At 32.8% G+C, this 16,431-nt stretch carries 12 protein-coding genes; 10 read left to right on the forward strand and 2 right to left on the reverse strand.

The window, feature by feature from the left end; genetic code table 11:
- Nucleotide 1: 1 nt before the first annotated feature.
- Nucleotides 2-2,296 (reverse strand): amidohydrolase family protein, encoded by a 2,295-nt coding sequence (locus tag ABNT22_RS14180; protein ID WP_348714151.1) that lies wholly within the window; start codon nucleotides 2,294-2,296, stop codon nucleotides 2-4.
- 374 nt (nucleotides 2,297-2,670) lie between these two features.
- Between ABNT22_RS14180 and ABNT22_RS14185 the strand changes: the two genes are divergently transcribed.
- From ABNT22_RS14185 to ABNT22_RS14210, 6 genes are all read left to right on the forward strand, one after another.
- Nucleotides 2,671-4,101, forward strand: coding sequence for a VOC family protein (locus ABNT22_RS14185; RefSeq protein ID WP_348714150.1), 1,431 nt, complete (start codon nucleotides 2,671-2,673; stop codon nucleotides 4,099-4,101).
- Nucleotides 4,102-4,229: 128 nt separating this feature from the next.
- Nucleotides 4,230-4,688, forward strand: a complete 459-nt coding sequence (locus tag ABNT22_RS14190; protein WP_299106970.1) for an Lrp/AsnC ligand binding domain-containing protein — start codon at nucleotides 4,230-4,232, stop codon at nucleotides 4,686-4,688.
- Between the two features lie 5 nt (nucleotides 4,689-4,693).
- Nucleotides 4,694-5,347, forward strand: coding sequence for a diphthine--ammonia ligase (locus tag ABNT22_RS14195; protein ID WP_348714149.1), 654 nt, complete (start codon nucleotides 4,694-4,696; stop codon nucleotides 5,345-5,347).
- 10 nt (nucleotides 5,348-5,357) lie between these two features.
- A complete protein-coding gene (locus tag ABNT22_RS14200) occupies nucleotides 5,358-8,255 on the forward strand; it encodes an FAD-binding and (Fe-S)-binding domain-containing protein (RefSeq protein ID WP_348714148.1) in 2,898 nt (965 codons plus the stop codon).
- 4 nt (nucleotides 8,256-8,259) lie between these two features.
- The gene (locus ABNT22_RS14205; protein ID WP_348714147.1) at nucleotides 8,260-9,504 is read left to right on the forward strand and encodes an MFS transporter; all 1,245 of its coding nucleotides are present in this window, start codon (nucleotides 8,260-8,262) and stop codon (nucleotides 9,502-9,504) included.
- An 86-nt stretch (nucleotides 9,505-9,590) separates the two neighbouring features.
- On the forward strand, nucleotides 9,591-10,043 hold the full coding sequence (locus ABNT22_RS14210; RefSeq protein ID WP_348714146.1) for a hypothetical protein: 453 nt from the start codon (nucleotides 9,591-9,593) through the stop codon (nucleotides 10,041-10,043).
- A 74-nt stretch (nucleotides 10,044-10,117) separates the two neighbouring features.
- Here the strand turns inward: ABNT22_RS14210 and ctlX are convergent, their stop codons facing one another.
- Nucleotides 10,118-11,053, reverse strand: a complete 936-nt coding sequence (gene ctlX / locus ABNT22_RS14215) for a citrulline utilization hydrolase CtlX (RefSeq protein WP_348714145.1) — start codon at nucleotides 11,051-11,053, stop codon at nucleotides 10,118-10,120.
- A 111-nt stretch (nucleotides 11,054-11,164) separates the two neighbouring features.
- Here ctlX and ABNT22_RS14220 point away from each other — a divergent pair, with 111 nt between their 5' ends.
- The 4 genes from ABNT22_RS14220 (at nucleotide 11,165) to ABNT22_RS14235 (ending at nucleotide 16,389) form a co-directional block, all read left to right on the forward strand.
- Entirely contained in the window at nucleotides 11,165-12,562 is a 1,398-nt protein-coding gene (locus ABNT22_RS14220; RefSeq protein WP_348714144.1) for an FAD binding domain-containing protein, read from the forward strand.
- Complete coding sequence (locus ABNT22_RS14225; RefSeq protein ID WP_348714143.1) at nucleotides 12,562-14,823, forward strand: xanthine dehydrogenase molybdopterin binding subunit; 2,262 nt, start codon at nucleotides 12,562-12,564, stop codon at nucleotides 14,821-14,823. The genes ABNT22_RS14220 and ABNT22_RS14225 overlap by 1 nt, the downstream gene beginning before the upstream one ends.
- Nucleotides 14,824-14,944: 121 nt before the next feature.
- Nucleotides 14,945-15,319: a hypothetical protein gene (locus ABNT22_RS14230; RefSeq protein ID WP_348714142.1), complete on the forward strand. Its 375-nt coding sequence runs from the start codon at nucleotides 14,945-14,947 to the stop codon at nucleotides 15,317-15,319.
- A 116-nt stretch (nucleotides 15,320-15,435) separates the two neighbouring features.
- Nucleotides 15,436-16,389 carry an XdhC family protein gene (locus ABNT22_RS14235; protein WP_348714141.1) on the forward strand — a complete coding sequence of 318 codons (954 nt, stop codon included), beginning with the start codon at nucleotides 15,436-15,438 and terminating at the stop codon, nucleotides 16,387-16,389.
- The last annotated feature ends 42 nt before the right edge of the window (nucleotides 16,390-16,431 follow it).

Here is a 16,431-nt window from a genome sequence, read left to right on the forward strand (position 1 = left end):
TTTAGTTTCTTACAAAATAGACTTTTGCTATCTTACCTTTTTCTATTTTATAAATTGCAATAGCAGTAAACGAACCTTCTCCTATTCCTGTAATTCGCTCGTGATCTATCACTGTGTTTTTGTTTACAATTCTTTTTACTAATTCACAATGCAAATTTGGGTATTTTTCAAACATCTCCTTATATCCAGGTCTTATCTTATCTTTTCCTTTATTGGTCAAAGTATTTGGAAAGTTATAGATTTCAACATCTTCACTATAAGGAGCCAAAAATGCATCAATATCTCCGGCATTATATGCATTTAACTGTTGTTGAGCTAATTGTTCTGGTGTGTTATAAATAACTTTTTCTGGTGTATACACCCTTCCTGCCTTTACTATATGAGATATATTTTTTAATGCTTCTAAATTTTCTATCGGATTATTATTCAACAGAACCAAATCTGCTAATTTGTTTTTAGTAATACTTCCTAACATATTTTCTTTCCCTAATACTTTTGCTCCATTAATTGTCGAAGCCTTAATGATATCAATATTAGAAAGTCCACTTTTTTTCATTGCTGCTATTTCATCATAATAAGATGAAGCATGTAATGTTCCAATATTACCTGCATCGGTACCAGTAGCAATAATAACCCCTGCTTCATTTAACTTTTTCAAGTTTTTTCTCATTAACTTTTCTTCCTTTATTCCTCTTTCCTTATTCTCCTCCTTAGAATAGTACTCTTTATAACGTTTTAAGTTTTTATCGTTTAAATGAAAAACATCTTGTAACCAACCGATTGTTAACGGATTGGTTATTTCAAAATCTTCTGAACTAAACTTTATACTTTGAGCAAAAGACTTTTGATAATTTTTAGAAACAATCATTGTTGGAACATATACAATGTTCTTTTCTTTCAACATTTTAATAAATTCATCATCTACTTCCTCATCATCAACGCTATGAACTAGAATATCAGCACCTGCCTTTACAGCTAATTTTGCAGTATGCAATTGTGTTGCATGTACTGCCACTTTTAATCCATTTTTATGACTTTCGGCAATCGTTGCTTTCACAAGATCAAAATTCTTATTTGCTTCTTCCTTCCCTCTAGCGATGTACCAAATTTTTATAAAATCAGGTTTATGTTCTAACTGATTTTTAACCATTGCAACCGCTTCTTCTTTTGTTTTTGCTTTAAGAATTGGGGCATCTGAAACATCTTTATAGGCAGCAGGTTGATATGTTGAAACTAAAGGCCCCGCTAAATATAGATTCGGATATTCATTAATATCAGATAATTTATTTCTTATATCAAAATTATACATTGGTCCCCCAACATCTATTACCGAAGTAACTCCAGCTTTTAAATATCTTTTCAAGATGTCGGGAGCATTTTTTCTTAACCATGTTCTTTCCTCTTCATAGGGTCTAAACGTTGTTAAATCAATCACATCTGGCCTTGTATATAATCCTCCTGATTGAAACATATGAATATGAGCATCTACCAAACCCGGAATTAACCATTTTCCTTCCCCATTAATCACAAAAACATCTGTATTCTTAATTGTTTTTTTAGAAATAGCTACAATCTTACCATCTTTTACCAAAATGTTTCCTTTTTTGATCTTACCTTTAAGAACATCAACGTAATTCACATTGGTAATTAATACGTCATCACTATTTATATTTTCTGCATCACTCGTTACTTTTACAAAGGCATTTTCACCTTCATCTTGATAAATATTTCTACCCATCATTAATAAACTTCGTTTCCCTTTGTAAACAGCGTTTGTACTTGATTTTATTTCAAACTCTCTTACTTTCTTTTCCTTTTCATTGGTTCCTTCTTTCCATCCAATAATGTTTTCATTTTTCACCTCATCTTCAAAACCATTATTCACTACATTTACTGCTATCCATTCTCCTGAACCATTCTGTACCTCTAGTTTAAAATCATCATAATAGAAATCTCCTTCTCCATAACTGACCACTCCAAAAAACAATTTTACATCTTCTTCTGTTACTTGATGAGATATTGTCACCTTTTCCCAATTTTCTGAACCTTCATATACTTCTTGTGAGTTAGAATACCACCCCATTTCTCCATCTTCCTTTGCGGTACGCATCCATAAAAAAGAAAACACCTTCTTCTTCATTGATTTCTGTTTTAAAAAACCAGTAAACCTAACTTCTTTTACTTTAGAAAGAGAAATTACCTGATTAATGGAAGTCCATTCTTGTGACACCAATTCCTGTCCCTTTATACTGGTTACACTTAAACACACTAAAAGAATTGCTAACAATTTTTTCATAGTTCTATTTTATAAGTTTCCAACAAAAATAAAAATACTCTCTTTGGGAACTAAGTTTTTTCTTTAAAATATAAAATTGAAAGTTAAGATGGAGAATACCATACTCATCTCATGATAAAAGTATGTGGCTCAATAAGAAGTTTAATAATAAATCGACATACTTTTGAAAGTATAACCCAAACAGTATCACGGAAAAATAAAGTCAAATTGATTCAAAAAAAACTCTTTTTTTAGCTAAAACTGTCTTTTCAACTTCTCAAAACTTCCCTATAGAGTCAAATTAACCTAAAAATAAAAGATTTAAAACAAAATTCATTTTTGTTACACTTAAAAAAAATTAAATTCATTTAATTTGCAGTGAAATTTAATGAATTATGTCATCAAAAAACACAACAGAAAGTTTTAATCATACCACTGAGGGATTTGTCTCTCCAGAATACATTCGTAATCGATTTTCTAGGATTATGTCTGACATGTACAAAGAAGAAGTACCATTATACGGTGAGTTACTTGATTTGGTTCATGGAATTAATGAAAATGTTCTTTCAGAATCAAAAGAAGTTAAGCAACATTTAGCACACACTGGAGAAATAACTCGATTAGATATGGAGCGTCATGGAGCTATCCGTTTAGGTAAACCTTATGAGTTATTTACCATGAGACGTTTATTTAAAGTTATGGGAATGTACTCTGTTGGATACTATGATTTAGCACCAGCTGGTGTACCTGTACATGCTACAGCATTTAGAGCTATTGAAAGTACTGCTCTTAATCAAGCTCCTTTTAGAGTTTTCACCTCTTTATTACGTATCGATTTAATTGACGATGTACAACTTCGCAGCAATGTTGAAAGTATTCTAGAAAATCGTCAAATTTTTACAGAACAAGCTTTAGAGCTAATCGATAAATCTGAAAAAGAGGGAGGTTTAAATAAAGAAGATGCTGAAACTTTTGTTCAAGAGGCTTTAGAAACTTTTCGTTGGCATGACACTGCTACGGTAGATTACAAAATGTACGAAGCGTTATTAAATCAACATAGGTTAATTGCCGACGTAGTTGCATTTAAAGGACCACACATCAATCACCTAACTCCTAGAACTTTAGACATTGACAAAGTACAGGTAAGTATGGAAGCTCGTAATATTCCACCAAAAGATAATATAGAAGGGCCTCCTGCTAGAAAATGTCCAATTTTATTACGTCAAACTAGTTTTAAAGCATTAACCGAAAAGGTTACCTTTAAAGACAATATTGAAAATGAAGAAATGGGAGAGCACAAAGCTCGTTTTGGAGAAATAGAACAACGTGGTGCTGCTTTGACACAAAAGGGGCTTGATCTATATCATGAATTACTAAATAAAACTCGTAAAGCGATTGGTGGTTCTCCAACTGCTGAAAACGCTGATGAATACAACCAATTATTAGCAGAAAACTTTAAAGTATTTCCTGATAACTATAGCGAGTTACAATCTGAAGAATTAGCGTATTTCCACTATTTCACAACCGATAAAGCCAAAAACATTTCTAAAGAAAAAGAGTATACAAAAGTAGATGTAAAGCAATTGTTAGAAGACGGTTACTTAACGATAGAACCAATGGTTTATGAGGACTTTTTACCAGTAAGTGCAGCAGGAATTTTTGCTTCAAACTTAGGTACAGATGATGCAAAACGAGAATACCAAGGTACCTCTAATCAAGAATTGTTTGAAAATGATTTAGGTGAACCTGTTTATAAATTGACCAAATGGTATGAAGATATGCAGGATGAAACCATTAAAAAATGTTTAGCAGAAATAAATGCTTAATTATATAATATCTAAATTTTAAAATTGTGTAGTCGTATATTTACATTTTCGGCTACACTTTTTGCATTAAAGAGATTCTAAGCTTGTAGCTTACATTGAATGTATTCTAACAAACCAAAACTATTCTTTTGAAAGATCAATTTGATTATATAGACCAACAAATACTTCTCAAGCTTCGAAAAGATGCTCGTAAAGCCTATTCGCAAATAGCAGAGGAGCTAAAAGTATCAAACTCTTTAATTCACCAGCGTATTAAAAAGTTAAACGCTGAAGGTGTCATTCAAAATGCCGAATTTATTTTAGACGAAAAGAAATTAGGTTATAAAACCAAATCTTATACTGGAATTCGTTTACGTGAAGCACGTTTTGCCAAAGATGTTATAAAAGAATTAGAAAAGATTGATGAGATAGTAGAATGTAATTTTGTTTCTGGTAACTATGCAATATTCATTTTAATATATGCAAGAGATAACGAACATCTTAGAAAAATACTCTACGACAAAGTTCATTTAATAAATGGTGTAGCTGGTACCGATACTTTTATTTGTTTTGATACTGGTTTTAAACGTAATGTTCCAATAGGTTAGTTATTATGAATACAACGGCAGCAGTTTTATGGACTGGAGGAAAAGATTGTGCCTTAGCTTTTTATAAAGCACAACAAAAAGGGTATATCATTACTCATTTAGTAACATTTACTCCTGAAAACCCAGATTTTAAAGCACATAATTTATCTTTAATTCAAAAGCAAGTAGCAACTATTGGGCTACCACATCTTTTACTAACAGTAAAAGCTCCCATGCAAGAAAGTTATGAGGATAACATAGCTACCTTGAAAAAGCAATATAAAATTGACACTTTAATTACTGGTGATATTGATGAAGTTCAAAATCATGATAATTGGATTGAAAAATGTTGTCAAAAATCGGGAATGTTAGTCTATAATCCACTTTGGAAAAAAGACAGAAATGAATTACTCAATGAATTAATCAGTAAAAATTTCAAAATTATATTCTCATTGGTTAAAAAACCATTTTTTAATAAGAATTGGGTAGGAAAAGTAATCGACTCAACTGTTATAGAAGAATTAAAGAAATTAAATATTGATATTTGTGGTGAAAATGGAGAATACCATACGATGGTATTAGATACTCCTTTTTTTTCACAGGAGCTAAAAATAGATTCATATACTATTACTGAACATGAACACTATTTTTACCTTAACAAACAACTAACAACATCATAAGGTGTAAACCATGATACAGAAAGCACAATTACAAAGTTTAGAAAAATCGTTAACTGGCGAATTATTCTTTGACGATTTACATAAAAATATATATGCTACCGATGCTTCGGTATATCGTAAAATTCCTTTGGCTGTTGCCTATCCAAAGAACAAAAAGGATATTCAGCAATTAATTGAATTTGCTACAAAACATCAAATAACTTTAATTCCACGTACAGCCGGAACTTCATTGGCTGGACAATGCGTTGGAGACGGAATTGTGGTAGACGTTTCTAAACACTTTACCAATATTTTAGCTTTTGACGAACAAGCAAAAACAATAACCGTTGAACCAGGAATCATTAGAGACGATTTAAATCGTTTCTTAAAACCCTTTGGGTTGTTTTTTGGTCCAAACACCTCAACATCAAACCGATGTATGATTGGAGGAATGGTTGGAAACAATTCTTCTGGAAGTACTTCTATTCGCTATGGTGTTACCCGTGATAAAGTAGTAGCTATTGATGGTTTATTAAGTGATGGTTCTGAAGTTACGTTCGAAGAAATTTCTTCTCAAGAATTTAGAACAAAATCCTTGCAAGACAATCTTGAAGGAAAGATATATAAATCTATTTTCTTTGAATTAAGCTCTAAAGAGAATCAAGATGAAATAAAGAAAGAATTTCCAAAAGAAAGCATTCATAGAAGAAATACTGGATATGCAGTAGATGAATTCTTGACTTCCAATTTGTTTGGAGGAAATCAAGATTACATAAATCCTGCTAAATTTTTGTCAGGAAGTGAAGGTACTTTAGTTTTCTCAACAGCTATTACGATTCAATTAGACGACTTACCTCCTACACAGAGTATTATGGTTTGTCCGCACTTTACTAGTGTAAATGAAAGTTTAAAAGCGACTGTTACTGCCATGAATCATAAGTTATATGCTTGTGAGTTGATGGACAAGGTAATTTTAGACTGTACGAAAAATAACCGTGAACAAGCTAAGAATCGTTTTTTCTTACAAGGAGATCCAGAAGCTGTATTAATGTTGGAAGTTTCTGCAGAAACAATCGAAGAAGCAGAAATTTTAGCTGATAAATTAATTGAAGATTTAAAAGTTAATAACTTCGGATATCACTACCCAAAGGTATATGGTGAAGATATTGCCAAAGTACATTATTTAAGAAAAGCTGGTTTAGGTTTATTAGGAAATATTGTAGGTGATATGAAAGCTGTTGCATGTATTGAAGATACAGCTGTAGCTTTGGAAGATTTGCCAGAATATATCGAAGAATTTACCCAAATCATGGATAAATACCAGCAAGAAGCAGTTTATTACGCACATGCTGGAGCTGGAGAATTACACTTACGTCCAATCTTAAATTTGAAAAAGCAAGAAGATGTAGTCCTATTTAGAAAAATCACTACAGAAACTGCTGAATTGGTAAAAAAGTACCAAGGTTCTTTTAGTGGTGAGCACGGAGATGGAATTGTACGTGCTGAGTTTATTCCATTAATGATTGGAGATAAAAACTATGAATTGCTAAGACGTATTAAAAAAGCATTTGACCCAAATAACGTATTCAACAAAGGAAAGATTACAGATGCTTTTCCTATGGATCAAAGCTTGCGTTATATAATAGATAGACAAGAACCTGAAATAGAAACCATTCAAGATTTTTCTGATAGTGAAGGTATTTTAAAACTTGCTGAAAAATGTAATGGTTCTGGTGACTGTAGAAAATCTCCAGAAGCAGGTGGTACTTTATGTCCTAGTTATAGAGCAACCAGAAATGAAAAGGAAACTACAAGAGCTAGAGCAAATACTTTAAGAGAAGTACTCACCAATAACACTGCTAAAAACAAATTTGATTCTAAAGAATTAAAACAAGTTTTAGATTTATGCTTAAGTTGTAAAGCCTGTGCTACTGAATGTCCGAGTAATGTTGATATTGCTTCAATGAAAGCAGAATTTTTATATCAATACCAAGAAACAAACGGATATTCTTTTAGAAGCAAACTCTTTGCAAACAACGCAAAATACAATAAGCTAGGAAGTAAATTTCCTAACTTAACGAACTTCTTTACCAATACAATCGTTGCAAAAAAAGTAATGGGAGTAGCTACCGAACGATCAGTTCCTAAACTTGCAAAACAACCATTAGATGCTTGGTTAAAAAGTCATCAAACTAAAGCTAGTAATAAGACGGTTTATCTTTTTAACGATGAGTTTACCAATTATTATGACGCCGAAATTGGAAAAGATGCTGTAATTGTTTTAGAAAAGTTAGGGTATGAAGTTAAAACAATCACTCATGAAGAAAGTGGACGAAGTTATATTTCTAAAGGTTTTTTAAAAGAAGCCAAAGAAATTGCAAACAAAAACGTAGCTACTTTTAAAACTTTAATCTCAGACCAAACTCCTTTGGTTGGAATTGAACCTTCTGCTATTTTAACTTTTAGAGATGAGTACATCCGTTTAGCTGATGATAAAGCAAATGCTGAAAATATTGCTAAACACACTTTTACTATAGAAGAATTTTTAGCTTCTGAACATAAAAAAGGAAATATAGATACTTCTTTATTTACACCTGAAAATAAAGAATTAAAAATACATGGACATTGCCATCAAAAAGCATTGTCTAGCACCCATGCTTCTTTTTCTATTTTAAATATTCCAAATAACTATAAAGTTACCATTATGAACACAGGATGCTGTGGTATGGCGGGTTCTTTTGGGTATGAAAAAGAACATTATAAAGTAAGTATGCAAGTTGGTGAAGACACCTTATTCCCAAAAATTAGAAACTGTTCAGAAGCTACAGAAATTGTAGCTGCAGGAACCAGTTGTCGTCATCAAATCTACGATGGAACTAAACGCATAGCAAAACACCCTATTACAATTTTGAAAGAAGCCTTATCTTAGGCAGATGCAAAACAAGAACAAAATTACATCTATGCTTTCCTTGATCATTGCAGGGGAAGCTATTTTTTTATTGCCTTTTATCTTAATGCGTGTTTTTAAACCGGTAATTAGAGAGGCATTTTTAATTACGGATGCACAAATTGGAGAAGCGCAAGCCTTATATGGCATTACAGCTGTAATATCGTATTTCTTTGGAGGATTTATTGCTGATAAATGGGAAGCCAAGAAACTTCTTACACTTTCATTAGTACTCACCGCTTTGGGAGGAATATGGATGCTTTTCATCCCTTCTATTATTGGATTAAAATTCTTGTATGCATTTTGGGGTATATCTACCATCCTTTTATTCTGGGCCGCTTTAATTAAGGCCACCAGACAATGGGGTAATGAAAACAACCAAGGATTGTCATTTGGTTTACTAGATGGAGGTCGAGGTTTTTTTGCAGCAACTACTGCCCTATCTGGTGCAGCAATTTTAAGTTTTTTCTTTCCAAAAAGCGGAACAATAACTCTTGAAGACAAAATAACAACTTTGCAATATATTATAGGAGCTATTACAACAATTGTAATATTCGTTGCAATCTTTGTTTGGTTTTCGCTACCTAAAAATGAATTCAACCAAGAAGACAAGAAAGAATTTCAATTCGACTTTAAAAAAGCCCTATTACTCATTATTCAACCAAAAGTAATTTTTCATTCATTTATTATTTTTTGCGCCTATTGCGCTTATAAACTCACTGGTACCTACGGAACATATGCCAAGGATGTTTGGAATTACTCTTTAGAAGAAGCAACTTATTTTGCAGTATTTATACAGTATTTAAGACCTATTGCAGCAATCTCTATAGGTTGGATTGCTGATAAGTTTATTCCATCTAAGTTAATCATCCCTTGTTTTACCGTTTTGGTAATTATGTCTTCAATATTAGGTTTTATAGGGAACGTTCCGTTTTACCTATCGTTTACCACTTTTGTGTTTATGGCTTTTGGCACCTATGCTTTAAGAGGTTTATATTTTGCGATTATTGAAGAAACCAAAACACCTATACAACTTACAGGAACTTTGGTTGGAATTATTTCTGTTGTTGGATTTACTCCAGATATTTTCATGTCGCTTTTTATCGGTTACATGCTAGGCGATAACCCAACCATAACAGAATATCAAAATTTATTTTCTTATTTTTCAATTATCCCTATCGTAGGTTTATTAGCTACCATTGGCTTTAAAAAAACTTCAATTAGACTATAGAAAAGCACCATCAAACTTTTTTCTAATTGATTTTCAATTAGTTATTTTGTATATTTAAAGTGTAAATCATTTTTAAATATACATTTATGTCAAGTACCAAAATAATCATCAACAATGCCTTATTGATTTTTGGAGGGATTGTTGGGTTCTTTTTTTTGATGAAAATTTTTGGATTAGACAATGTTTCAGAACTTCGTTTATTAAATTTTGTTTTTGTGCTGTGGGGTATTAACCGAGCTATAAAAACAAACATTAATATCAACAAAGAAACATTTTATCTAAACAATCTTTCTATTGGAATTGGAACCTCAGTATTGGCAGTTGGATTAACCGCGCTTGGTTTAATTATTTATGTAGACTACATAGATAATTCTTTCCTATCTGTTCTAGAAGATTCGTTTTTCTGGGGAAGTAACCTCACATTGCCTTTAGTTGTTTTTGCCTTACTCATTGAAGGAGTAGCATCTTCGGTAATATGTTCATTCATTTTAATGCAGTACTATAAGAATGTTAAAGTAAATAGTACTTCTATAGCTTAGAACTTCGTTTTCATTCATATTAATAACAATTGTCTTAAGAGAATATTATAAATTCTTCTTAAGACAATTGTCGTTTATGACTTTGGTAAGAAAACTTCTGCCATCATGCAACGCGCACTTCCACCACCACATGTTTCAATAGTTTCTAAAGAAGAATGTACTATTGGATTATGCTTTTCTATTTTGTGGAGTTGCTCTTTAGTTAATGAATTGTAAGCAGAGGAACTCATTACTAAATACACCTGATCATTTTCTCCTTTTACTTGCAACATATTTCCTGCAAACTGATTTACTTGCTTTTCTGAAATAGCAATCACTTCTTTCCCGTCCGTTTTTAAATGCTTTAATAGGTTTTTCTTTTCCTTTTTATCATCTATGGCATCCAAACAAACAACTGCAAAGGTTTCTGCAACACACATCATTACATTTGTATGATAGATTTCTTCTCTGTTACCTTCTACCGTTTGATTTGCAGTAAAAACCACAGGCGTATATTCAAAATCTTCACAAAACTCAATAAAAAGTTCTTCATCTGCTCTTGGAGATAAAGCACAATAGGCTTTTCTATGCACTCTATCTAACACCATACTTCCTGTTCCTTCTAAAAAAATCTCTTCCTCTTCTGCTTCTGAATAATCAACTACATTTTCAATAGCAAAACCTTTCTCTTCCAATATTTCCAAAGCATCTTCTCGACGTTCTAATCGACGATTTTCAGCAAACATCGGGTAAATTCCCACATCACCATTTTTATGAAAAGAAATCCAATTATTCGGAAACAAAGCATCTGGAGTATTTGGCTCTTTGGTATCTTCTATTACCACTACTTCTACCCCAACAGCTCTTAACTTTTCAACAAAAGCATCAAATTCCTGTTGTGCCTTAGCGTTAATTGACGCCGGTAACATTCCAGATAATTCTTGTTGATAATAATTATTTACCGCCGTTTGCTCATTCATCCTGAAATTCGCAGGGCGAACCATTAATATTGTATTTGTAGTTTGCTGCATAACGCGAAGGTATAAGAATTATCGTTACAAAACATAAACATTTATTCAAGAAGTATATTTAAACTTAGCACTTTAACAATCGTAACATTTTTGTATCTTGCCCCACTGCTTATGATACAATTTATACTAAATAATCAACTAATAAAGACATCTGCACATGCAGGTATTACATTACTTGATTTCATTCGAGACAACAAACAATTAAAAGGTACAAAAATAGGATGTAGAGAAGGTGACTGTGGTGCTTGTACTGTTTTAGTTGGAGAATTAAAAGATAATAAAGTAACCTACCAAAGTAATACATCATGTATTTCTCCTTTAGGAAATGCTAATGGTAAACATATTGTTACTGTAGAAGGAGTTAATCTTCCTAATGAATTAAATACAGTGCAAAAAGCCATGACCGATAACTATGCTACCCAATGTGGTTTTTGTACACCTGGGTTTGTGGTTTCTATGACTGGATATGCGTTAGAAAACAATAAGGCTAACTCTTGTAATGATGCTATTAGCGGAAATATTTGTAGATGTACCGGTTATAAATCAATAGAAAAAGCTGGATTGGCTGTTGAAGAAAAACTACAGCAAAAGGATGAAAATAATGCTGTAGCTTGGTTAATTAATGAAGGATTTGTTCCTAACTATTTTGATACCATTCCTGAAAGACTATCGCAACTTCAACCAAAAACTTTTGAAAAGAATGGAGTAAAAGTTGCTAATGGTACCGATGTATATGTGCGTTATGCTGATCAAATGGCAGAAGAAGATGTACATTTATTAACCGATCAAAATGCGTTAAAAGGAATTTCTTTTTCTGAAGGAGTATGTACTTTAGGAGCCAATACGACGGTTACTGAAATAGCTGAAAGTAAAAAGCTGCAAACTGTATTCCCTAAGTTAAAACAGTTTTTAAAATTGGTTTCTTCTGAACAAATTAGAAACATGGGAACTATTGGAGGTAACTTTGTAAACGCATCTCCTATTGGTGATATGTCTATTTTCTTTTTAGCCTTAAACTCTACCTTGACTATTCAAAAAGAAGATGGAAGCGAGCGACAAATTCCTTTCCAAGAATTTCATCAAAATTATAAAGTATACGATTTACATGACAATGAGATTTTAAAAGACATTTCTTTTAAAGTGCCTCAATCAAATGATAAATTCAACTTTGAAAAAGTAAGTAAACGTACACATTTAGATATTGCTAGTGTAAATGCTGCTGGAAGAATAACTGTTGAAAATGACCTTATCACTGATGCTCATTTTTCTGTTGGAGGAACAGCAGCAATTCCTAAGTATTTATCTAAAACCAATGCGTTTCTTATTGGAAAAACGATCAATTCTGAAACAGTTAAAGAAGCAGAGACTATTTTACAATCAGAAATCTCACCGATTAGTGATGTTAGAGGAGCTTCAGAATACAAGCGTTTGTTAGCAAAACAATTGTTCTTTGCACACTTTATCGAATTATTTCCAAAGCAAGTTGAACTTAAAAAACTGATGGCCTAATGAAAACAATGAAGAATATTGACAGTTTTACACATGTTCGAGGAGAATCATTGTTTGTTGATGATTTAATGCTACGTCAAGATACCTTGTTTGGATTGGTATTTGACTCACCAAAAGCACATGGAAAAATAAAATCGGTAGACTATTCTAAGGCAGAAGCTTTAGAAGGAGTTGTAAAGATATTTACATACAAAGACGTTTTAGGAGAAAACCAAATTGGAGGAATCATTCCTGATGAACCTCTTTGGGCAGAAGATGAAGTACATTTCTGGGGACAACCTATTGCCTTTATCGTTGCAGAAAGCGAAGCCATTGCCAAAAAAGCAAGAACTTTAATTAGTATTGATATTGAAGAGCTTCCTGTAATAACTACCGCAAAACAAGCAAAAGAAAAGCAGAGTTTTATCAATGCTCCACGCTCCTTTAAGCTAGGAGATTCTAATGCTGAATTTGCGAATTGTGATTACGTATTTGAAGGAGAAACCTTTTCTAACGGACAAGAACATTTATATCTTGAAACGCAAGGATGTTATGCAGTACCTCAAGAAAACGGAAACATCAAATTAACCTCATCTACCCAAGGCCCCACTGCTGTTCAAAAAACAGCCGCAAAGGTATTAGGAATACCAATGCATAAAATTGAAGTAGATGTAATTCGTTTAGGTGGTGGTTTTGGTGGAAAAGAAGATCAAGCAACACCTTGGGCAGTAATGACTGCGGTTGCCGTACAACACCTAAATCGCCCTGTGAAATATATGTTGAATCGACATGATGATTTACGAATGACCGGAAAGCGTCATCCATATTCATCGTTCTATAAAATCGGTTTAACCAAAGATTTAAAAATAAAAGCTTTTGAAGTAGAGTTTTTACAAAACTCTGGAGCAGCAGCAGATTTATCTCCTGCAATTGCCGAGCGAACTTTATTTCATGCTACCAATAGCTATTTTATTCCTAATGTAAGTACTACAGTATATAGCTGTAAAACAAACTTACCTCCTAATACGGCTTTCCGAGGATTCGGAGGTCCGCAAGGAATGTTTGTTATCGAAAGTGCTATTGCCGATGCTGCAGCACAAATTGGAATTAACAGACGACAAATTCAAGAAGCTAATTTATTGGCAGAAAACGACGAGTTTTCTTACGGACAAATCGCTACAGAAGTACAGGCTCAAAAAGCTTGGTTCTCTGCTAAAGAAAAATTCGAATTTGAAAAATTAGAGCAAGAAGTAGCTCAGTTCAATCAAGAAAATGAATTGTTTAAAAAAGGAATTTCTTTAATGCCTATCGCATTCGGAATTTCTTTTACAAACACTCCTATGAATCATGCCAGAGCTTTGATACATATTTATCAAGATGGTAGTGTAGGTGTTTCTACAGGAGCAGTTGAAATGGGGCAAAGTGTAAATACTAAAATGCTACAAGTAGCACAATCGATTTTAGGTATTTCTGCGAACAAAGTAAAGCTAGAAACTACCAACACTACCCGTGTTGCCAATACCTCTCCTACTGCGGCGAGTTCTACTGCCGACTTAAATGGTAAGGCTGTTGAAATGGCTTGTAATTCATTAGTAGAGCGATTAACTAAGGTTGCTGCCGATCTGCTTTCTACACAAGAAACAAATGTTTCTTTTAAAGAGGATGCAGTTTTTGTTGACAATACCAAAACAGAGATTACTTGGGAAGCATTAATTGCAGAAGCTATGCTGCGTCGTGTTGCTTTGTCTGAAAATGCACATTACGCAACACCAATCATTCACTTTGATAAAACCAAAGAAAAAGGACATCCTTTTGCCTATCATGTATACGGTACCGCTGTTACAACGGTAACGGTTGATTGTATTCGTGGGAATTACGAAATAGACAGTGTGAAGATTGTACATGACTTCGGAAAATCAATGAATATCGGAATTGATGTTGGTCAGGTAGAAGGAGCTTTAGCACAAGGTATTGGTTGGATGACTATGGAAGAGATTGCCTATAACGATGATGGTCGTTTGCTTTCAAACGCTTTATCAACCTATAAAGTTCCAGACATCTTTTCTGCTCCAAAAACGGTAGATACGATTCCATTAGAAACAGAAGGAAATCCTTTGGCTATTCAAAAGTCAAAAGCTGTAGGAGAACCTCCATTAATGTATGGTATTGGAGCTTATTTTGCCATTCAACAAGCCGTAAAAGAGTTTAATCCGAATTATAAATTAAAGTTCCACGCACCTTTTACACCTGAAAAAGTGTTGATGAGCTTATACGAGAAATAGGAAAATTATCAAACTACAATACACGCGACATAATATAATTAGAGGTGCTATTATTTATAGTACCGGTGATACCATTGCTTCTTTGTTATTAAACGAATTTTCTATTTATAGATTAATCGGAATGATACTTATTGGAGCAACGGTATATGCTTTTGAAATTCCCAATTATTTTGCTTGGATCGATCGAAAAACAGGTTATCTAAATGGTATTCAAAAAACACTGGCTAAAACAGGATTGGCAATTGCTTATTTCAATCCATTGTGGATATTTAGGCATTTGGCTTTTATTAAATTATTTTCTGGAAATTATGAGCATATAAATAGTGGATTACTATTGATTGCCCTTTGGTCTTTTTTAGCAAATATTCCTATTTCGTTTATAGCGAATTTTATCATTCAAAATAAAATAAAACTAGATTGGCGCTTTTTAGCCAGTGCAATATTCTCTGCACTCATGGCTATTTACTATGCCCTAAGTGAAACAATTTTTAATTAACTCTCATGTCAGTTCGAGTGAATTTATGAAGAATGAATAAATTTGTATCGAGAACTTATTCTCTTCTCTATACGGTTTTCTTTCAAAAATCACTCGAAAAGATAACTTAGAATACAATGAAATTCTGGCAATACATACACGATAAACTTCAACTACAACAAAAAGTATTTGTTTTAACAGTCATTGAAAACTTTGGAAGTTCACCAGGACGCAAAGGTTTTAAAATGTTAATTGCTGAAGACGGATTTATCTATGGTTCTGTAGGTGGTGGTGTTATGGAATTTGCTTTGGTGGAAGAAGCTAAGGAATTATTACAAAAGGAAAACACGCCTCCTTTTATCAAAAAACAAATTCATAAAGGAAACATCAAAGATGGATCAGGAATGATTTGTTCTGGAGAGCAAACGGTGGCTTTTCATTGCTTAAACAAGCAACATATTTCTGTTGTTGAAAGTATTATTGATTGTTTAAAAAATGGCGCAAAAGGAACACTTTCTTTAACTCCGAATGCTTTTGACTTTAGCACAACGAAAATCTCTGTGCAATTTGAATATCAAATAAACACTAAAGTAGATTGGTTTTTTAAAGAGCATATTGGGTTTAAAGAAACCCTTTATATTGTTGGTGGCGGACATGTTGGAGTAGCTGTTTCAGAGCTTTTTGTAAAGTTAGGGTTTTATGTAGTTGTTTTTGATAATAGAGAAAACCTCAACACTTTAGAAAATAACCAAACTGCTCATAAAAAGTTGGTGATTGACTATAATAATATTGAAAACCATATTGACGCTTCTTCAAGCAGTTATGTAGCAATTATGACCAACAAATATACCGATGATAAATTAGTATTAAGTAAGTTAATACATCATAACTATGGTTTCTTAGGTGTTTTGGGTAGTAAAGCTAAATTACATACCATGTGGGAAGTTTTACAAAACGAAGGTATTACGCAAGCACAATTAGATAAGGTACATGCTCCTATTGGACTCTCTATAAAAAGTGAAACCCCAGAAGAAATTGCCGTAAGTATTGCCGCACAGGTTATTCAGGTAAAGAATCAAAATAGAACGTAAGTTTATTTTTAACAAGGTTAATATTTCTTCACACACCACTTT

It is taken from the genome of Tenacibaculum sp. 190130A14a (assembly GCF_964048965.1).
Taxonomy (GTDB): domain Bacteria; phylum Bacteroidota; class Bacteroidia; order Flavobacteriales; family Flavobacteriaceae; genus Polaribacter; species Polaribacter polynesiense.